The following is a 19104-nucleotide window of genomic DNA, read 5'->3' on the forward strand; positions in this document are numbered from 1 at the left end:
AACTATGGGACAGCAGTGGCCTAGTGCCTCCCTTTTTTATCTACCTAACCAAAGCCTACACAGCATATCAAAACTCACCGCCTTCCAAGCAGCAAGAACCGCGAGTGATATTGATTAGCTATTTGTTTCTAGGCGCATATGCGAACACATCAGAATGCATACGCTCTTCACTAAAGCCTTTCTCTTCACATGCATCCAATAAGGCGTAAACCATAGCAGGTGAACCGCTCGTAAAGATTTCCACATCATCAAAGTTATCAAAATCTTCGATAATTGCTGCAGGCAACAAACCTGTACGCCCTTTCCAACCTAAGCTGTTCTCCGGTTCACTGACCACCGCTTCAAAATGAACATTTGTATGCTCAGAGAGCCACTGTAACGGTAGGTTATGGAGGTACATATCCTCTTCCACCCTAGCGCCCCAATAAATGTGTATTGGGTTACTAAACTGGTTAGCAAGCAGATGCTCCACAACACTTTTTACCTGAGCAAAGCCTGTACTTGCCGCAGCCATTATCAAGCGCGTTTCTGGCTTAATGTTTTGAACCTGTAGGTAGCAATCACCTTTAGCGATCTCAACTTCAACCGTTTTCTCCGTTTGAAGGTGATTAATAATGCTATTCGACATATCACTATCTGGCATATGACGGATATGAAGCTCTAAATTACGTCCCTGTTCAGGAGCAGAGCCGATAGAAAAAGATGCTTGCTTCCCATCGGGCAGAATCAGATCTAAATATTGACCTGCATAATACTCAGCAGCTAATGACGCTGTTGCAGGCAACGTAAGACGAACACGAAAAACATCACTATTTAACTTTTCAATTGACGCAATATCACAAAGCAGTTTCTTCACTGATAACTCTCCAGGGCACTTTAACCCCTCTATTTTCACTCGAACATCGCTTAAAGGCTGGCATGTACACGCCAATACACTTTCCTCAACATTTAACGATTGATCTAAGGTTAAATGTTTAACCGGATAGCGCTGAACAATCTCACCTTGCAGCAGCGAAACTTCACAAATTTCACAGACACCATTTTTACAACCAACACGCAGTTTATAACCATGGCGATTTAGGCTATCGAATAGAGTCTCACCTGGTCGGCCTTTAATCTGACGACCAATGTTTTCAATCTCTATCAGGTGCGACATTTACTCACCCAGGATGCCTAATTCATCCCAGATCGCATCTATTTTCTCTTCTACATCAGGATCCATCACAATAGGAACGCCCCACTCACGCGTAGTTTCGCCTTCCCATTTATTGGTTGCATCCATACCCATTTTTGAACCTAGCCCTGATACGGGCGAAGCAAAATCAAGGTAATCTATCGGGGTATTGTCGATCATTACTGTATCGCGCTGGGGATCCATACGCGTAGTAATCGCCCAAATAACATCATTCCAGTCACGCGCATTTACGTCGTCATCACATACAATCACAAACTTTGTATACATAAATTGACGCAAAAAGGACCAAACACCCAACATAATTCGCTTAGCATGACCGGGATATTGTTTCTTAATGGTCACTACCGCCATTCGATAGGAGCAGCCTTCAGGAGGCAGATAGAAATCAACTATTTCCGGGAACTGCTTTTGCAGAATAGGTACAAACACCTCATTCAGCGCGACCCCTAAAATCGCAGGCTCATCAGGTGGTCTTCCTGTATACGTACTGTGATAGATAGGATTACTACGATGGGTAATACGCTCTACTGTAAAGACAGGGAAGCTATCAACCTCATTATAGTATCCAGTGTGATCTCCAAATGGGCCTTCATCAGCCATCTCATCAGGTTCTATGTAACCTTCCAAAATAAACTCTGCACTGGCAGGTACTTGAAGGTCACTACCTATACACTGGGTGACTTCTGTTTTTCCACCTCGCAGCAAGCCTGCAAAAGCGTATTCAGATAGTGTATCAGGCACAGGCGTCACTGCCCCTAGAATGGTTGCAGGGTCGGCCCCTAAAGCAACCGCCACCGGGAATCTTTCACCTGGACGCTCTTTCTTCCATTCGCGGAAATCTAATGCCCCACCACGATGTGCGAGCCAACGCATAATCAGCTTATTTTTAGCAATTAACTGCTGACGGTAAATACCAAGATTTTGTCGCTCTTTATTTGGGCCACGGGTAACCACAAGCGGCCAAGTCACTAGAGGTGCTGCATCTCCTGGCCAGCAGGTTTGAATAGGCAATTTATAAAGATCAACGTCATCACCTTCGATCACATGCTTCTGGCAAGCAGCTGACTTAATTAACTTAGGCCCCATATTCAGAACTTGCTTGAAAATAGGCAGCTTGTCCCAGGCGTCTTTCATGCCTTTGGGTGGCTCTGGCTCTTTCAATTGAGCCAGCACTTTACCAACTTCCCGTAAAGCCTCTACCGTTTCCTCCCCCATCCCCATAGCGACACGCTCAGGCGTACCAAAAAGATTGGTTAATACGGGATAATCAAAACCTTTAGGGTTCTCAAAAAGCAAAGCAGGGCCGCCAGCTTTTAACGTTCGGTCACTAATCTCAGTCATCTCTAGATTAGGATCGATCTCTTGCTTAATGCGTTTAAGCTCTCCACGCGCTTCCAGCATGTAAATAAAATCGCGTAGATCTTTATATTTTGGAGTTGCCATCTATTGAACCTAGTAAAAACAAAAAAGGGCAAGCAGATGCTCACCCTTTTAGATATAAACCAGTTTATTTCCGCTTCATGGACAAGAAGAATTCATCGTTGGTCTTAAAGTCTTTCAACTTATCAATAACGAATTCAGTCGCAGACGTATCTTCCATTGGATCAAGTAGCTTACGTAGGATCCACATACGTTGCAGCTCTTCCTCAGAGGTCAACAAATCTTCACGGCGTGTACCGGAACGACGGATATTAATTGCTGGGAAAACACGCTTCTCAGCAACTTTACGATCAAGATGAACTTCAGAGTTACCTGTACCTTTGAATTCTTCAAAGATAACCTCATCCATTTTAGAACCTGTATCAACCAATGCTGTAGCAATGATTGTTAAGCTTCCGCCCTCTTCGATGTTACGTGCTGCACCAAAGAAACGTTTTGGACGTTCTAATGCGTGAGCATCAACACCACCGGTAAGCACCTTACCAGAAGAAGGGATAACCGTATTATAAGCTCGCGCTAAACGCGTAATAGAATCCAATAGGATGACTACATCTTTCTTGTGCTCAGTCAGACGTTTAGCTTTTTCAATCACCATCTCTGCAACTTGAACATGACGTGCAGGCGGCTCATCAAATGTAGACGCAACAACTTCACCACGTACGGTACGCTGCATCTCTGTAACTTCCTCTGGGCGCTCATCGATTAACAATACAATAAGATGGCACTCTGGGTTATTACGCGTAATGCTGTTAGCAATATTCTGTAGCATTAATGTCTTACCCGCTTTAGGCGGAGATACAATCAATGCACGCTGGCCTTTACCCATTGGGCAAACCAGATCAATAACACGGGCAGTCAAATCTTCCGTACTACCGTTACCAATCTCCATGCGCAGACGGTTCTGAGCAAAAAGCGGTGTTAGGTTTTCAAAAAGGATTTTGTTCTTAGCGTTATCAGGCTTGTCATAGTTAATTTGATTAACTTTTAACAATGCAAAATAACGTTCTCCATCCTTAGGCGGTCGAATCTTACCTTCTATGGTATCGCCTGTACGCAGATTGAAACGGCGAATCTGGCTAGGAGAAACATAGATATCATCTGGGCCTGCCAGATAAGAAGAGTCTGCTGAACGCAAAAAGCCGAAGCCATCTTGCAAGATTTCAAGCACACCATTACCGTAAATATCTTCACCACCTTTTGCGTGGCGCTTTAGGATGGCAAAAATCACATCCTGTTTACGTGAACGGGCAAGATTGTCCATTCCCATGCCTTTTGCAATATCAAGGAGTTCGGGAACGCTTTTAGTTTTTAATTCAGTAAGATTCATAGTTTGGAGGAAAAGAGCACTAGGCCGATTTGTGTTATTTGAATGGAATTTAGGAAGAAAACGAGAATGGCCTTAATTAAGCTCAAACGCTAAAAATATAGAAGGAAAAAACTTTAGCGGGCTGGCCAAACAGTGAACACTATAGAAGGAAGGTTGGAGTCTGTCTATAGCCTAAAGGTAAGAAAGTGTCATGTTTTGCTCAACATCACACTTTCTTCACGTTAAACCTACAGATTCGCTTCGATAAACGCAGCTAACTGTGATTTTGACAACGCACCAACCTTAGTTGCTTCAACGTTACCACCTTTGAATAGCATTAGTGTAGGAATACCACGAATACCAAATTTAGGTGGAGTCTCGCTATTTTCGTCGATGTTCAACTTACAAATTTTAAGTTGGTCACCATACTCTTTAGCGATCTCTTCAAGAACGGGAGCAATCATTTTACAAGGACCACACCATTCAGCCCAATAATCAACTAAAACCGCGCTTTCGGCTTTGAGAACGTCTTCTTCAAAGGAAGCGTCTGTAACATTTACAATGTTTTCACTCATGGGAACTCTTCTCCGCTGCGCCCAATACTTTTAATCTGACCGCCGATAATAACATTCCTAGCATAGCGGTGTAAGGCACTTGTCGCCAAATAGAGACCATTTTGACTAAACAAATAACTATATGCTTAATAATTTTTTAAAAACAAACACCTATAACCTCATTTATACTAGGCTCACTAAAGCGACTGCAGAGACCGATTTGTTTTGCTAATCTAGCATTCGCTATTTATTTATGACCATGAGAACTTATCAGAATGACCGAGCAGACACCTGCGGCAGAACCTACTGAAGAACAACTCCTTGCTGCCATCGACCTTGGCTCGAATAGCTTCCATATAGTCGTTGCTCAGCTAAACCAAGGCGAACTTCGTACCGTTGACATTTTATCCGACAAGGTTCAACTGGGCGCAGGCATCAACAACCGCCGTATTCTCTCAGATGAAGCCAAACAGCGCGGCATTGACTGCTTGAGCCGTTTTGCTCAAAGAATCAAAGATATACCAAAAGATTCCGTGCGCGTTGTCGGCACCAATGCACTACGTGAAGCAAAAAACAGCCGTGAGTTTATTGAAGAAGCTGAAAACATCTTAGGCGTGCCACTTGAGATCATTGCGGGTCGTGAGGAAGCGCGTCTTATCTATCTTGGCGTCTCACATACCCTAGCGGACGATAAAGGATCCCGATTAGTTATTGATATTGGTGGCGGTAGTACTGAATTTATTGTCGGCGAACGTTTTGAGCCTAGAGCGATGGAAAGCCTGCACATGGGCTGCGTCAGCTTTACTAAGCGCTACTTTAGCGATGATATTATTAGCACGAAAAACTTCAAACGAGCTCACACGGCTGCCCTTCAAGAATTACAGTCAATAAAACATTACTATCAAGAGCTTGGCTGGGACAGTGCCGTTGGGTCATCCGGCACAATTAAGGCAGTGCGAAATGCCTGCATAAGCAAAGGCTATTCTGAAGACAAAATCACCAAAGAAGCGCTTCACTCCCTAAGAGAGCATATTCTTAGCTATTCACACAGTAGTGAGATTGAAATTGAAGGCCTAAAGCCTGAACGTAAAAAAGTACTACCTGCGGGCATTGCTATTTTATGCGCTGCTTTCGATGCTTTAAATATAGAAGAGATGAGCTTTTCTGAAGGCGCTCTACGTGAAGGTGTACTTTATGACATGGCAGGTAGGTTACGTCACGAAGACGTACGAGACCGAACAATCAATGCCATCATGAAACGCTACCATGTAGACCAAGAACATGCAGACCGAGTCGAGCAAACCGCTCTGCTCGCATGGGCGCAGATCAAAGAAGATTGGCAACTATCACGCAAGCACTACGATATGCTCAGCTGGGCATCCAGAACCCATGAGATTGGGCTCACTATTGCGCATAGCCAATTCCATAAACACAGCGCCTACTTACTAACCCACTCAGACCTTCCAGGCTTCACAACTCGGGAACAGCTGCAGTTAGCGACCCTAGTACGCGGACATCGCAGAAAGTTCCCTAAAGATGAGTTCAAAGCCTTACCAAAGCGCTTACAAGAGTCCTATCGTCGACTTTGTATACTGCTTCGCATTGCCGTCATTCTGCATAGAAGCCGCTCTAAAGACCGCTTACCTGCTATCTCTTTTAGTATTGATAACAAGAAACTGATGATTGAATTCCCTGACGGGTGGCTAGAACACCACCCTTTAACACATGCAGACCTAGAGCAAGAAACAGAGTATTTAAACAACGCTGACATTAAGCTGCGCTTTAAATAATAGATGCCTTGCAACGGAGCACTAAGCGCCTAATCTGTCATCTAACGTGGCTGCATTAGGCGCTCAAGCATCATGTATATCGCTTCCATTTGAGGCGCTGTTTTTTTGAAGTAATCATATGGAGGAAGGTTGCTACCCGTATACCCCCAAAAATCCCAACAACCTCTTGGGTTTACCGGCGAAAAAGATGATTTTTTTACTTGTGGATAAAGCACAATAATTTCATTGCTATCTGCCACCTCGTTATAGCCTGATCCAGCAACATAGGTTTTTCCCATCACCGAAATACCCTGCCTACAGCCATGAAATGCTACATGTACTTTGCAATGTCCCTCTAAGCAAGACGCTGGAACATACACATACCCACTCTCATCCATACTACTCTGACTACCTTGTATGAACGGCCTCTGATCAAACTTAATAAGCTCTCCAGATAAATCATCTGATGAGGTATTTAACACACCATAAATATGACTCAGTATTCTTTCCGCCTGCTCAAAGCCACAATTATTAATATAGGGAGACTGCGTTAAAGAGCAGGGAGTAGCATTAACATCCGCAGTAATGAACGCATGACCTGCATCCACAGACTTATTATATTTAATCGCCGCCTCAGGAACCCCTAACAAACGATAGAACGCTTTTGTCTTATCCACTACACCTGTGACTACCGTCGAATCCTGGCGTCCAGAGAAGAGATACACCTTGTCATCTTGTAGAGACTCTAGCGGATCAATAGAACCTTCTTCAGCCTCATTAATGGCTAAACCCTTCACTCTCTCCACGTCAGGTAACAAACTATCACTACAGCCAAACCAGCTGTATTTACAAGGATCCATGCAGGTTGAGATGGCATTCATAAAGGGAGAGATCGTACCCGAGCGACTATCAGCACAGTTCCATAGCCCGCCAGCCACAACGCCTACACCCACAAGCCCCTTTGAATAAGCCACATGATATTGAGCAGCCATAAAGCCACCCGATGAGAGCCCCGAGAGTGATGTTTGCCCTCTAACAGCTGCCAAAGCGGGCAACTGAACGCTCAGCTCTTCAGCGTTCTCACCTTCTGCATGTAAAAAAAATGAGGAAAACATCAAACTGATCAATCCTAAAAAACGAGGCATAGCAGCAATCCCTGCTGAAAGGTCAGCAATTTAGATGATAGAAACAAAAAAGCCCCCGTATCTCTACGAGGGCTTTTTCAGTCGCGATCAAAAGCTTACATTAAAGCTTAGGACCCGCAGCGATAATATCTTCAGATACGCCGTCGAACTTCTTGAAGTTCTCAACAAACTGACCAATCAGGTCATTTGCTTCAGCATCATAGCCAGACTTATCAGCCCAAGTATCGCGAGGATTCAGTAATGCAGAATCAACACCAGGTACAGCAACAGGCACTTCTAGGTTTAGACCTTCAAGCTTAACTGTTTCTGCATCAACCAATGCACCATTCTGGATTGCACTGATAATACCGCGAGTTGTAGGAATACTGAAACGCTCACCTGTGCCGTAAGAACCGCCAGTCCAACCCGTGTTAACTAGGTAAACTTTTGATCCGAACTCTTCGATACGCTTCATTAGCAGTTCAGCGTATACATGTGCTGGACGTGGGAAGAATGGCGCACCAAAGCAAGTAGAGAATGTAGACTTGATTCCGCCACCAGAACCCATCTCTGTAGAACCGACAAGAGCGGTATAACCAGAAAGGAAGTGGTAAGCAGCCGCTTCTTTCGTTAGAACAGATACAGGCGGTAAAACACCTGTTAAGTCACACGTAAGGAATACGATTGAATCAGGTTCTTCACCCATATTTGATACAGTACGTTTTTCAACATGCTGCAACGGGTATGCACAACGACCGTTCTCAGTAAGAGACGTGTCATCATAGTCAGCTGTACGCTCTTCATTTAAGGCAACGTTTTCAACAATCGCACCAAAACGAATAGCATCCCAGATGATTGGCTCATTCTTCTGACTTAGATTGATAGTTTTAGCGTAACAACCACCTTCTAAGTTAAAGACAACGCCTTTACCCCAACCATGCTCATCATCACCAATAAGGTAACGACTAGGATCAGCAGACAATGTAGTTTTACCTGTACCTGAAAGACCGAAGAACAACGTTGTACTGTTGTCATCACCAACGTTTGCAGAGCAATGCATTGGTAGAACGTCTTTTTCAGGAAGAAGGAAGTTTTGTACAGAGAACATCGCCTTCTTCATTTCACCCGCATAGCGCATGCCGGCAAGCAATACTTTACGCTTAGCAAAGTTGATGATTACGCAACCATCACTGTTTGTGCCATCGCGCTCAGGATCACATTCGAAGTTAGCAACGTTAAGGATCTGCCACTCTTCTTTCGCTTTTGGATTATACTCCGCAGGGCGAATGAATAAGTTCTGACCAAACAGGTTCTGCCATGCAGTCTGTGTAGTCATTTTAACAGCAAGATAATGACTTGGGTCAGAACCTACATGTACGTTAGATACAAAATGTTCTTTATCCGCTACAAACTCTTCAACACGAGTCCATAGGGCATCAAATTTATCAGAATTGAATGGACGGTTGATACCACCCCACTCAATTGAATCCGCAGTACTTGGCTCTTCCACGATGAAACGGTCCATCGGAGAACGACCAGTACGCTTGCCCGTTGTTACTACTAGGGCACCTGAGTCAGCAAGTGTTCCTTCACCATTAGTAATGGCTCTTTCAACTAGCTCAGCTGGGCTTAAATTTTGGTGTGCAATGTTCACAGAATCTTTGGTCATTACTGGGTTCCCTTGGCATAGGCGCCAATAACGTTACCTAATAAGGCGTAAAATGTCGTAATTATAAGGACGCGTATTATGCACAAAAATCACACGATACGCCATTGTTGAAAGCCATTCTCAGTTGACTTAACGCAATTTTAATCAAAACAGTTCAATTAATGTACATTTTCTGAATTACCATGGGCCCCAGAATCAGAAAAAGCAGCCTCGATATCGGTTAAATCAAAGCCATAGTGGGCATTGCAAAACTGACAGTTCATATCCACCTGACCACTTTCTTCGATAATTTCTAAAAGCTCACTTTTATCGACCAACTTTAAAGAAGCCAAACTACGCTCTCTGGAACAAGTACATTTAAACTGCACGGCATCAGGCTCATACAGTCGACAAACCTCTTCATGGAATAGGCGATACAAAAGTGTTTCATTATCGAGTTCAAGCAGCTCAGCACTTTTTAACGTAGCAGCAAGATGACTAATCCGCTCCCATCCTTCGTCTCCCGTTCCCTCAGCAGGCAGAACCTGCAACATTAAGCCGGAAGCAACCTCGCCATCAGATGCTAGATGAAGCTGTGTTGGTAACTGTTCTGAACTGACAAAATAATTCTCAAGGCATTTAGCTAGATTATCGCCATCTAGCGGCACAACACCTTGGTAACGATTACCCTTTTCAGGCTCTATCGTTAATACAACTTGCCCTTTGGGCAACAGATCAATAAATGTAGCGTCATCAGGTATATCACCATCAAAACGCGCAATAGCACGCACGTCACGATTCTGATTGGTTTCCGCCATCAACAGGCGAACATTCCCCTGTCCCTGAGCCTGTAAAATCAATCGCCCATCAAACTTCAAATTAGAGCTTAACAAACTCACTGCGGCTAACATCTCGCCTAAAATCTGCTTTATGACGGCTGGATAATCATGATTTTCAAAACAATCAGTACAGGTTTTATTCAAACCGGAAACGACACCACGTATATCCAACTCATCAAACATAATTCTTTGGATCTGATCAGGGTTACTCATATAAAGGGATCTATTAGGTTGCTTGATAAGGAATTGAACACCATAATTGATGCCCAAGATAATATCGGTATTTTATCATACCCAATTCATGTTTCGAGATACTATTTACATAATGAATACTGTTAGCGTTTTCCGCACCACTTGGAATGTAAAAGCTTTACTTTTAAGCCATCTATTTGCTTTTGCTTGGCTTGGTTTCTATCTCTCCGATCCTGGCTTTGCCTTCTGGCGCAGCATTGACCAAAGTGTGTTTTTCGCGTTGAACGGCACACTATCTGAGGATACTACCTGGACTCGCTTCTGGGCGTGGGCCAATGTACGTATATTCGACATGATCCCTCTAATCATAATGCTTATCAGCATTACGTTTCCGGGAATGGGTATAAAACGCGACCGGTTACAGCAATCCATTATAGGCTTCATCTTGCTACTTATTCTGATGTTTCCTGTGCGCGAGTCAGTCTATGAATACGCCCGGGCAATTGACGTTAGTGGCCATAGCCCTTCGTTGATGCTGGAACCTTCTTATCGATTCAGTAAAATCGTACCGGATATACCAGCAAAGGACTCTGCAACTAATAGTTTCCCAGGCGACCATGCTGCCGTTGTTCTGACCTGGGCGGGTTTTATCATTCTTAATGCACGAAGTGGCATCTCATACATTGCTTTGTTTCTAGCAGGCCTGTTTATGCTGCCAAGAATAGTAGGCGGTGCTCACTGGGCAAGTGACAACCTTGTTGGCGGGGCTTTTTCAGCAATGATTACGCTTAGCTGGGCTTTCTGCACACCGTTAATGCATTACTTTACCTGTGGTGCACACCGAGTACTCAGGCCGCTAATAAACCTTATTAGTAAAATCCCTTTACTCAATAAACTGCCTATTTTGCAGCAAGACCATTAACATCTAACAGTCACTAAGCTCGCAAACGTGAGCTTAGTTTTTAACAACGATGATTAACCACTCTCAATTATTTATCAAAGATCCCACGCTCAGCATCTTTGAATGAAATAATTTGGCGACGTTCTTTTTTATTCGGCCGGTTTCTAGGATTCAAACCACTACCCATCGCTTTACGTTGCGCCGCATGCTCTTCGCGTTTTTTAATGCTAGCTTCCGTCTCTGTATAAAGCTTCTGTGCTTCAGATGCGCCTCTACGCTTATCTGACAGATCAGCGACAATGATTTCTTTCTCATCAAATCCTTGTCGAATCGTTAAAGTGGCTCCCACCTCAACATGCCGGCTGCACTTGGTTCGTTGCCCATTGTAATGGACCTTACCACCATCGATCATCTGCTTGGCGATGGCGCGTGTTTTATAAAAGCGAGCAGCCCAAAGCCATTTATCTAGACGGACCTTTTCTTCGGTTTGTGTCATTCGTTTCCGTTTTACTTCGGTGTTATTTCATTAAAATGATCTATAGCCGTGAAATCATTGATTTCACGTTTTGGCTGCTGGCTGTCCGGCTGAAAGATCGATAGCAGATAGCGAATCCCATATTCACGTGCACTTTGTAAAACAGCAAAACTATCATCAACCAATAATGTCCGCTCTTTATTAAACGGCTCTACCTTTTGAAGTTTATCCCAAAAACCAGATGTTTCCTTCGCTAAACCAAAATCATGCGAACAAATCACATCATCCACCAGCTGATTTAAGCCCGTTTTCTCTATTTTCAGCGACAGGCTATCCTGATGAGCATTAGTCACAATAACGGTACGAATGCCTTCTTGCTTAAGCGTCGCTAAAAAGTCTTTTACATGGGGCCTAAATGCTATTTTATCAGCCACCTCTTTTTTTAACTCTGCTACAGGTATGTTTAGTTCATCCGTCCAGAAGTCCAAACAATACCAATTAAGCGAACCTTGCTGCTGTATGATACGCTCATGCAGCCATGAGCGAGCCTCGTCCACATTCATAGAATGTATTTGCGCATAACGTAGTGGAAGATGCTCAAGCCAAAAGAAAGTATCAAAGTGTAAATCTAGAAGTGTTCCGTCCATATCTAATAAGACGGTATCGATATTCTGCCAATCAAACATTATTTGAGCCATTTATAGAGGAAGCTTCAGTATGCCGGTTAAACCCGAGATTTTGAAGATTACTAACACTGCAAACAGTCGATTATTTAAAGTTGAGGAAATCCGTCTCCGTTTTTCTAATGGTGTAGAGCGCACTTACGAACGTCTAGCCAATCGAGGCCGAGGCGCGGTAATGATCATTCCCATCACAAACAATAATGAAGTTCTTCTTATTCGAGAGTATGCGGTAGGCGTTGAAGATTACACGCTAACCCTGCCTAAAGGGTTAATCGATCCCGGCGAAGATGAACATACAGCGGCAGATCGTGAACTGAAAGAAGAAGCGGGCTTTGGAAGTAAGCGCCTACATACGCTTAAAGTCATGACATCCGCACCCAATTACATGGGACATAAAATAACAGCCGTCGTTGCTCAAGACTTATATCCTTGCCGCCTTCAGGGCGACGAACCCGAAGAGATGGAAGTGGTCAGCTGGCCTCTAAACAACTTAGAACAACTCATTGCAGATGAAAACTTTACAGAAGCGCGTGCAATAGCAGCGTTGTATATGGTTAGAGATTTTTTATCTAAAGCCTCGACAAAAGGCGACTAAAACCATGCACAAATCAAGGCTATGCTAACCTCATAAAAATAAAAAAGGGGGCCTTATGAAGGAACATACACAACTTATCGAATCGCTCATGTCCACATGCAAAGATGCAAGTGAAGCCATTTTGAATATCTACAAGGGCGATGAGTTCTCCGTCAAAAACAAAGATGATAATTCACCGGTAACAGCGGCAGATTTTGCAGCTCATCAAATAATCCAGCAAGCACTCAAAAGAATAACCCCCTCTATCCCTCAATTAAGCGAAGAGGGGACCGCTACCACTATTGAGCAAAGGCAACAGTGGGATACTTTTTGGTGTATTGATCCGCTAGACGGCACCAAAGAGTTCATCAATCGTAATGACGAATTTACGATTAATATAGCGCTGATCAATCAGAATAAGCCGACCCTCGGCATCATCTATGTCCCCACAACACAAACCGCCTATTGGGGTAGCTCTGAGCTAGGGGCATGGAAACAGACGGCTAATCAGCCCGCAGCACAGATCCGTAGCCGACCGTTAGGAGAAGAACTAGTCGTTGTCGCGAGCCGCCGACATGGACAAGATGCAAATGAATCACTGCTAAAACCGATCCAACACCACTTCAAACATGTTAGAAGCACCGGAATCGGCAGCTCTTTGAAGATGTGTCTTATTGCAGAAGGTGTCGCTGATTTCTACCCCCGTTTATACCCTACCAGCGAATGGGACACTGCAGCGGCGCAAGCTATAGTTGAAGCAGCCGGCGGTAGGCTGGTAAATAGCGAAAACTTAGATCCCCTCACTTACAATAAAGTTTCATTAGAAAACCCATATTTTTTTGTCTGTGGAGACCCGCAATTTCCATTAGAAGAGATCGCATTTAACACTCAACGCGCCTAACTTCCTGAAACTGCTACACTTAGGACTAGAAAACATTATAAAGCAGTCATCGAGGTGGGTGGATGAAATTGCTACCTAACATTCTACTAGTCACAGCCAATAGCTTCATGCTGGAAGAGTGTCGTCGTTCTATTTTACCGATGAAGTGGCCCTTAGTGGAAGCCAACAACGCCCACGATGCTCTTTGCGAATTAGAAAAAGAGCACTCGCCTATAGACCTATTACTTGTCGATTTAGAGCTCCCAGATACCGACGGCATTGCACTCGCGAGTGAAGTCACACGTAAGTTCAGCTCAATTAAGCGGATAATGCTAGCCCAGAACCCAAATACGAAGGATTTAATCAGGGCCATCAACAAAGGACATGTACAAAATTTTTTTACGCTTCCTCTTAAGCGAATTCAATTACACGAAGCCATTCTACATGCATTTAAAACAAAACAATGGGATGATGAGCGCAAACAGAAAGAGAACTCCCTCCATAGTAAATATAAAGACCTCAGAACACGTGCTAAGGATTTAAAAAGTAAAGCAAAAGTCATCCAGCATCAAAACAGAGGACTTAATACAGACTTAGAAAACCGCACAGAAGAACTCCACCAGACCTCCCTTTTCATTGATGCAGCCCAGCTGGACCTTACACATGCTTATGCACAAACAATAGAAGTGTTCTCAGGACTGTTAGAACTGCATAACAGCAAACGAGGAAGAGGTAAAAAAATATCCGAATTAGCAGTAGTGCTCGCACATGAGTTAAAACTACCGCCCTATGAAATTCAGCAGATCAGCTACGCAGCACAACTCGTCGAAGCCAGTAAAGTCGTACTTAAAGATGAGCTAGTCTGTAAAAACTCAGATGAGATGAATAAACAGGAACTGAATATCTTTCATAAATACCCAATCATTGCAGAATCAGCATTAGACCCTCTTAAACATATACACGGCGCTGTTCAATTACTAAGGGGGATCGAAGAAAACGTTGATGGTAGCGGTTTTCCTGACCATCTAGAGAAGCATTCCATCAAACTCGGTTCGCGTATGCTACGTATAATTCGCGACTATATGGCTCTGTTAAATGGAGATAAAGACGGTATCAAGCTTGACCCAGCTTATGCACTTGAAGCTCTCCATAGCAAAGAAGAGATCCTGTATGACGCTGAACTGTTAGAAAAAATAGAACAGTTATTACATCAACGTTTAAACAAAGAAGCATCAACAGGCATTGATTCAACAGAACTTCAAAAGGAAATGATCATTGCCGAAGACTTTTTCACCTATGATTACAATTTGCTGTTAACACAAGGCACAATCATTGATGACCAAATCATCACTAAAATAATGAGCTATCAACAAGAATCAGGAGAAACACTGACCTTGCCAATAGCCAACAGTAGTCTGCAAAAAACAGGAACGGGTTAAACCTTACTTACTCAGCCGCACAGGATTTAGAACCTGCGTACACGACCTCTTCTACTTTAAATTTAAAATCAGGATCACTCACCTGATTAGACATAATTAATTTCACTTCATTATCACTAAAGTGCTTATGCACATATCTAGCTAAACAATCACAACGTTCCTCTGTAGCGCTTTCTCCTTGCATACACCCCTCTTTAAACGGGCCAAAGGTGCTGGACGTTAAAAATTGTGTTTTCACCGCCAGAATACCGATAGAAACAAATGAGATCCAAATAAGTACTTTATACATCGTAAAACCGTCGCTTTTTTATAGTTATATACAAGAAACTGCACGCCATTCTAGGGTTAATAGATAACAGTTTCAGCAAACTTTAGTCGAAACTCTACAATCTAATGTGTGATTGAGCACGAAAAGAACAATTAAACACACTTTTTGTACCATGAAAAATCAACTATTGAGTGCTATCATTCCCTCGAATTCGATTTTATCGGCTGATTCATCATTGTGTGAGCAACAAAATGATCATTCAGCTGCCTGACAATCTGTCTTTATACAGACAATAAATAAGGTGACACTTATGAGCTTTGAACTTCCACCGCTACCTTATGCAAAGGATGCTCTAGAACCACACATCTCTGCAGAAACTCTGGACTTCCACCACGGTAAACACCACAACACTTATGTTGTGAAGCTAAACGGCTTAGTTCCTGGTTCTGAATTTGAAGGTAAAACGCTAGAAGAGATCATCACTTCTGCTCCTGCTGGCGGCGTATTCAACAACGCAGCTCAGATCTGGAACCACACGTTCTACTGGAACTGCCTAGCACCAAACGCAGGTGGCGAACCAACAGGCGCGATTGCTGATGCAATCAACGCTAAATGGGGTTCTTTTGCAGACTTCCAAGCAGCGCTTAACGACAAAGCTGTTAACAACTTCGGTTCTAGCTGGACTTGGTTAGTTAAAAACGCTGACGGTTCTATCGAGATCGTTAACACGAGCAACGCTGGCTGCCCTCTAACTGAAGGTCAGACTCCACTGCTAACGGTTGACCTTTGGGAACACGCTTACTACATCGATTACCGTAACGTTCGTCCTGACTACCTTAAAGGTTTCTGGGCATTGGTAAACTGGGATTTCGTAAACGCTAACTTCGCATAAGTTTCGTTTATTCCAAAAAAGGCGCTAATTAAAGCGCCTTTTTTATTGCACTCAAATAACGCAGCCCTGGCTATTCATCGAGTAAAGGTTCAAGAATGGGCCAAACGGTATCTAACAAGTAAGGCTGGCCTTTGCTACTTGGATGAATACCATCCGCCTGCATTCTCTCTGGTACTAAAGCGACCTTTTCCATAAAGAAAGGGACAAACGCAACCTCTTTATCTTCAGCAACTTCGGCGTAAAGTTCACTAAACTTCTGAGTATAAGCCGCACCGTAATTAGGGGGTAATTGCATTCCAAGCAGTAGCACTTTTGCATCTGCCTGCTCACTCATATCAATCAAGCGTTGCAGGTTACGTTGAATGGCGAACGGCGGAGTTCCTCTTAAACCATCATTTCCCCCTAGCTCGATAATAACGATTTGTGCATCAACCTGTTGCAAAAGTAATTTAAGACGTGCAATACCATTTTGGGTAGTATCTCCACTCACACTGGCATTTATAATATCCTGAGAGTACCCCTCTTCCCGAAGGCGATTCTCTAGCAGCTGCACCCAGCCTTGTTCAGTTTTCATATTATAAGCAGCAGATAAACTATCGCCGAGAACAACAAGGGAACGAGCTTGTGCAGGCAGTGTCAGAGTAACACTTGTAATAATCAGTAATAATATCGTTTGTAATATACGCATCGGGGATACCTAATGACTCAAAATACAGAGACGGTTGTCAGTGCTCAGCATCTCGCAAAACAATTTAAGACTCAAGCCGGGACCCTCGATCTTTTCCAAGAACTAAACCTTGAAATAAAGCGCGGTGAAAGCGTAGCGATAGTCGGCCCATCGGGTACGGGAAAGTCTTCGCTGCTCTCGATACTTGCTGGATTAGACCAACCTACTTCAGGCTCCATCTTACTCAACAATACAAACCTAGACGATCTAAACGATAAACAACAGGCCGAGTTCCGTAATCAACACATTAGTTTTGTATTTCAAGCCTTTCACCTCCTACCTGATCTCACAGCATTACAGAATGTCATGTTACCGCTACAAATAAGAAACCATAAACACGCTGAATCAGAAGCGACTCAATGGTTAGAGCGGGTCGAGTTAGGCGAACGCTTACATCATAAACCCGCAGAGCTATCAGGTGGTGAACAACAACGAGTCGCGATTGCCCGCAGTTTTGCCACACAGCCAACGCTTTTATTTGCAGATGAACCTACCGGTAATTTAGACGAGCAAACCGGCGAGCAGATCATTCAGCAGCTGTTTTCACTTAACAACGAAAACAATACAACACTTATTCTGATTACGCATGATCACACCTTAGCAAAACGTTGTCAGCGCGCCCTGCGCTTGCACAATGGCGAACTAACTGAGCTAACCTCATGATCTCCTCCACCTCACTTCGCTTAGCCGCTCAGCAAAGTATCAGTAGTTTTTCACTGAGTGAATGGCGCGCTCTAGTCGTAGCGTTAATACTTGCAATCACAATTGCAAGCCTAATGGCGAGCCTAGGCGATCGAATTGAGCGAACCCTTATCAGGCAAGGTAGTGAGATTTTAGGCGCCGATCTTGTCCTTAGCAGCAGTAGAGCAACCGATCCTGCCATCTTAACCTCAGCTAAAAATAAAGGACTCATCACCAGTGAAATCATTCAGCTAGGTACCATGGCAAATAGCGGTGATGACTTTCTGTTAGTAACAGTTCGCGCACTCAGTTCTAGCTACCCAAGGGGCAATATCAACTTAAAGCCCAAAACACCACAAAAAATTCCTGAGAAAGGAGAAATATGGGCGGAACAAGGCGCGCTGGACCGCTTAAATCTGCAACTCGGTGACACAATAACTTTAGGTAGTAGCGACTTCACCTTAACCTCGGTTATTCAATCCGCGCCAGACCGCGGCAGAGGATTTATTAGCTTTAATCCGCAATTGATGATTAATCGCTTAGCACTAAAGGACACTGGCCTATTAGGCCCTGGCGCAAGAGTACGTTACCGCCAACTCTTTGCCGGAGATCCACAATCGATTACTGAGTTTGAAAGCGAATTACAAAAAAACCTAAAGACCGGCGAAACACTGAACTCTTTAAACTCTGAAGAGGGGCAGCAAAATAGTGCGCTGACTAAAGCATCATCTTACTTACGCTTAGGATCATTATTTGCGCTGCTCATCTCCGCTATGACAATCTTTCTTAGCCTTCGCCGCTTTACACAAAGCCAATATAAAAGAGCGGCTCTACTTAAAAGTTTAGGCTTAAGCGACAAACAACTGTTACAACTTTATTTGAGCCAATTAGGGTTAGCTTGGCTAGCCTGCTCATTGATAGGAATTAGCTTAGCACTACTGTTAGAGCGTACGGGCCTCAATTTACTGCATGATCTACTTCCGCAGCCAGTGCCCAGTGCAGCACTCATCACCTATTTTTCAGGTCCCGTTATTGGGCTCTCGATTCTAATCTGTTTAGGCTTACCCGCCCTATTCAAACTACAAAACAGTAACCCTTTACAGCTTTTACAAGATCAACCTACCCCTCTTTCATGGGGAGGGAAGCTCCCCTATGTGATTGGTGTTCTCACCTTATTAGCCTGTACAAGCGTATACCTACAAAATATAACACTGACATTAAGCTTGATTCTCACGCTTCTTATTCTCGGCGGTGGCTTAGGTTGGCTCGGTAGCTATTTAAGCCTCAAAGCGGCTCAGCGCTTTGCTAAGCATCATCGTTTAGGCAGTCTGCTCTTAAGCCGAGTTCAGCAACAGAAGCGCTGGTATCGCATACAGATACCCGTTATCTGCCTACTCTTTTCTCTACTCAGTATTAACTTAATCGCTCTAAATGATCTGCTTAGCCGTTGGCAAGCCCAGCTACCAAAAGATACCCCTGATCATTTTTTAATCAATATTCAAGAGTGGGAAAAAACA

The 19104-nt window shown here is 43.7% G+C and carries 19 protein-coding genes; 8 read left to right on the plus strand and 11 right to left on the minus strand.

Annotated elements, in window-relative coordinates:
• Positions 1–118: 118 nt before the first annotated feature.
• The 4 genes from B4K11_RS17845 to trxA all read right to left on the minus strand — a co-directional run bounded on the left by B4K11_RS17845 (position 119) and on the right by trxA (position 4516).
• A complete protein-coding gene (locus B4K11_RS17845) occupies positions 119–1156 on the minus strand; it encodes a 2Fe-2S iron-sulfur cluster-binding protein (RefSeq protein WP_292956982.1) in 1038 nt (345 codons plus the stop codon).
• Positions 1157–2638, minus strand: a complete 1482-nt coding sequence (ubiD, locus tag B4K11_RS17850; RefSeq protein WP_292956979.1) for a 4-hydroxy-3-polyprenylbenzoate decarboxylase — start codon at positions 2636–2638, stop codon at positions 1157–1159.
• A gap of 64 nt (positions 2639–2702) precedes the next feature.
• The gene (gene rho / locus B4K11_RS17855) at positions 2703–3962 is read right to left on the minus strand and encodes a transcription termination factor Rho (protein ID WP_292956976.1); all 1260 of its coding nucleotides are present in this window, start codon (positions 3960–3962) and stop codon (positions 2703–2705) included.
• A gap of 227 nt (positions 3963–4189) precedes the next feature.
• On the minus strand, positions 4190–4516 hold the full coding sequence (trxA, locus tag B4K11_RS17860) for a thioredoxin TrxA (RefSeq protein ID WP_292956973.1): 327 nt from the start codon (positions 4514–4516) through the stop codon (positions 4190–4192).
• A gap of 254 nt (positions 4517–4770) precedes the next feature.
• Here trxA and ppx point away from each other — a divergent pair, with 254 nt between their 5' ends.
• Positions 4771–6285 carry an exopolyphosphatase gene (gene ppx / locus B4K11_RS17865; RefSeq protein WP_292956969.1) on the plus strand — a complete coding sequence of 505 codons (1515 nt, stop codon included), beginning with the start codon at positions 4771–4773 and terminating at the stop codon, positions 6283–6285.
• A gap of 41 nt (positions 6286–6326) precedes the next feature.
• Here the strand turns inward: ppx and B4K11_RS17870 are convergent, their stop codons facing one another.
• The 3 genes from B4K11_RS17870 to hslO all read right to left on the minus strand — a co-directional run bounded on the left by B4K11_RS17870 (position 6327) and on the right by hslO (position 10088).
• Positions 6327–7409: a poly(3-hydroxybutyrate) depolymerase gene (locus tag B4K11_RS17870; protein ID WP_292956966.1), complete on the minus strand. Its 1083-nt coding sequence runs from the start codon at positions 7407–7409 to the stop codon at positions 6327–6329.
• Positions 7410–7509: 100 nt separating this feature from the next.
• Positions 7510–9057: a phosphoenolpyruvate carboxykinase gene (locus B4K11_RS17875; RefSeq protein ID WP_292956963.1), complete on the minus strand. Its 1548-nt coding sequence runs from the start codon at positions 9055–9057 to the stop codon at positions 7510–7512.
• 158 nt (positions 9058–9215) lie between these two features.
• Positions 9216–10088, minus strand: coding sequence for an Hsp33 family molecular chaperone HslO (gene hslO, locus B4K11_RS17880; RefSeq protein ID WP_292956960.1), 873 nt, complete (start codon positions 10086–10088; stop codon positions 9216–9218).
• A 112-nt stretch (positions 10089–10200) separates the two neighbouring features.
• Here hslO and B4K11_RS17885 point away from each other — a divergent pair, with 112 nt between their 5' ends.
• A complete protein-coding gene (locus B4K11_RS17885; protein ID WP_292956957.1) occupies positions 10201–10989 on the plus strand; it encodes a phosphatase PAP2 family protein in 789 nt (262 codons plus the stop codon).
• A gap of 67 nt (positions 10990–11056) precedes the next feature.
• Here B4K11_RS17885 and hslR read toward each other — a convergent pair whose 3' ends face one another.
• Both hslR and yrfG read right to left on the minus strand, forming a co-directional pair.
• Positions 11057–11464 carry a ribosome-associated heat shock protein Hsp15 gene (hslR, locus tag B4K11_RS17890; protein WP_292956954.1) on the minus strand — a complete coding sequence of 136 codons (408 nt, stop codon included), beginning with the start codon at positions 11462–11464 and terminating at the stop codon, positions 11057–11059.
• Positions 11465–11475: 11 nt separating this feature from the next.
• Positions 11476–12129 (minus strand): GMP/IMP nucleotidase, encoded by a 654-nt coding sequence (gene yrfG / locus B4K11_RS17895; protein WP_292956951.1) that lies wholly within the window; start codon positions 12127–12129, stop codon positions 11476–11478.
• A 31-nt stretch (positions 12130–12160) separates the two neighbouring features.
• Between yrfG and nudE the strand changes: the two genes are divergently transcribed.
• The 3 genes from nudE (at position 12161) to B4K11_RS17910 (ending at position 15019) form a co-directional block, all read left to right on the plus strand.
• Positions 12161–12721 carry an ADP compounds hydrolase NudE gene (gene nudE / locus B4K11_RS17900; RefSeq protein ID WP_292956948.1) on the plus strand — a complete coding sequence of 187 codons (561 nt, stop codon included), beginning with the start codon at positions 12161–12163 and terminating at the stop codon, positions 12719–12721.
• A 55-nt stretch (positions 12722–12776) separates the two neighbouring features.
• Complete coding sequence (cysQ, locus tag B4K11_RS17905) at positions 12777–13601, plus strand: 3'(2'),5'-bisphosphate nucleotidase CysQ (protein ID WP_292956945.1); 825 nt, start codon at positions 12777–12779, stop codon at positions 13599–13601.
• A 62-nt stretch (positions 13602–13663) separates the two neighbouring features.
• Positions 13664–15019: an HD domain-containing phosphohydrolase gene (locus tag B4K11_RS17910; protein WP_292956942.1), complete on the plus strand. Its 1356-nt coding sequence runs from the start codon at positions 13664–13666 to the stop codon at positions 15017–15019.
• 7 nt (positions 15020–15026) lie between these two features.
• On the opposite strand, the gene B4K11_RS17915 is transcribed toward B4K11_RS17910, so the two are convergent.
• Positions 15027–15308: a hypothetical protein gene (locus B4K11_RS17915; protein ID WP_292956939.1), complete on the minus strand. Its 282-nt coding sequence runs from the start codon at positions 15306–15308 to the stop codon at positions 15027–15029.
• 289 nt (positions 15309–15597) lie between these two features.
• Here B4K11_RS17915 and B4K11_RS17920 point away from each other — a divergent pair, with 289 nt between their 5' ends.
• Positions 15598–16179, plus strand: coding sequence for a Fe-Mn family superoxide dismutase (locus B4K11_RS17920; protein ID WP_292956936.1), 582 nt, complete (start codon positions 15598–15600; stop codon positions 16177–16179).
• A 70-nt stretch (positions 16180–16249) separates the two neighbouring features.
• On the opposite strand, the gene B4K11_RS17925 is transcribed toward B4K11_RS17920, so the two are convergent.
• Positions 16250–16867: an arylesterase gene (locus B4K11_RS17925; RefSeq protein WP_292956933.1), complete on the minus strand. Its 618-nt coding sequence runs from the start codon at positions 16865–16867 to the stop codon at positions 16250–16252.
• 12 nt (positions 16868–16879) lie between these two features.
• On the opposite strand from B4K11_RS17925, the gene B4K11_RS17930 reads away from it, so the two are divergent.
• Together B4K11_RS17930 and B4K11_RS17935 are read left to right on the plus strand one after the other, a co-directional pair.
• Positions 16880–17569 carry an ABC transporter ATP-binding protein gene (locus B4K11_RS17930; RefSeq protein WP_292956930.1) on the plus strand — a complete coding sequence of 230 codons (690 nt, stop codon included), beginning with the start codon at positions 16880–16882 and terminating at the stop codon, positions 17567–17569.
• Positions 17566–19104: ABC transporter permease (locus B4K11_RS17935; RefSeq protein ID WP_292959490.1), on the plus strand; the 1539-nt coding region annotated here is incomplete at its 3' end. The genes B4K11_RS17930 and B4K11_RS17935, both read left to right, overlap by 4 nt.

It is taken from the genome of Neptuniibacter sp. UBA6509, assembly GCA_002435145.1.
Taxonomy (GTDB): domain Bacteria; phylum Pseudomonadota; class Gammaproteobacteria; order Pseudomonadales; family Balneatricaceae; genus Neptuniibacter.

Excerpts from the sequence above, each read along its gene's own strand:
- B4K11_RS17930 (WP_292956930.1), top strand. The coding sequence starts at position 16,880 with ATGACTCAAAATACAGAGACGGTTGTCAGTGCTCAGCATCTCGCAAAA.
- rho (WP_292956976.1), bottom strand. The coding sequence starts at position 3,962 with ATGAATCTTACTGAATTAAAAACTAAAAGCGTTCCCGAACTCCTTGAT.
- hslO (WP_292956960.1), bottom strand. The coding sequence starts at position 10,088 with ATGAGTAACCCTGATCAGATCCAAAGAATTATGTTTGATGAGTTGGAT.
- B4K11_RS17875 (WP_292956963.1), bottom strand. The coding sequence starts at position 9,057 with ATGACCAAAGATTCTGTGAACATTGCACACCAAAATTTAAGCCCAGCT.
- B4K11_RS17845 (WP_292956982.1), bottom strand. The coding sequence starts at position 1,156 with ATGTCGCACCTGATAGAGATTGAAAACATTGGTCGTCAGATTAAAGGC.
- B4K11_RS17910 (WP_292956942.1), top strand. The coding sequence starts at position 13,664 with ATGAAATTGCTACCTAACATTCTACTAGTCACAGCCAATAGCTTCATG.
- B4K11_RS17925 (WP_292956933.1), bottom strand. The coding sequence starts at position 16,867 with ATGCGTATATTACAAACGATATTATTACTGATTATTACAAGTGTTACT.
- nudE (WP_292956948.1), top strand. The coding sequence starts at position 12,161 with ATGCCGGTTAAACCCGAGATTTTGAAGATTACTAACACTGCAAACAGT.
- B4K11_RS17915 (WP_292956939.1), bottom strand. The coding sequence starts at position 15,308 with ATGTATAAAGTACTTATTTGGATCTCATTTGTTTCTATCGGTATTCTG.
- B4K11_RS17870 (WP_292956966.1), bottom strand. The coding sequence starts at position 7,409 with ATGCCTCGTTTTTTAGGATTGATCAGTTTGATGTTTTCCTCATTTTTT.
- yrfG (WP_292956951.1), bottom strand. The coding sequence starts at position 12,129 with ATGTTTGATTGGCAGAATATCGATACCGTCTTATTAGATATGGACGGA.
- B4K11_RS17885 (WP_292956957.1), top strand. The coding sequence starts at position 10,201 with ATGAATACTGTTAGCGTTTTCCGCACCACTTGGAATGTAAAAGCTTTA.
- ubiD (WP_292956979.1), bottom strand. The coding sequence starts at position 2,638 with ATGGCAACTCCAAAATATAAAGATCTACGCGATTTTATTTACATGCTG.
- trxA (WP_292956973.1), bottom strand. The coding sequence starts at position 4,516 with ATGAGTGAAAACATTGTAAATGTTACAGACGCTTCCTTTGAAGAAGAC.
- ppx (WP_292956969.1), top strand. The coding sequence starts at position 4,771 with ATGACCGAGCAGACACCTGCGGCAGAACCTACTGAAGAACAACTCCTT.
- cysQ (WP_292956945.1), top strand. The coding sequence starts at position 12,777 with ATGAAGGAACATACACAACTTATCGAATCGCTCATGTCCACATGCAAA.
- B4K11_RS17920 (WP_292956936.1), top strand. The coding sequence starts at position 15,598 with ATGAGCTTTGAACTTCCACCGCTACCTTATGCAAAGGATGCTCTAGAA.
- hslR (WP_292956954.1), bottom strand. The coding sequence starts at position 11,464 with ATGACACAAACCGAAGAAAAGGTCCGTCTAGATAAATGGCTTTGGGCT.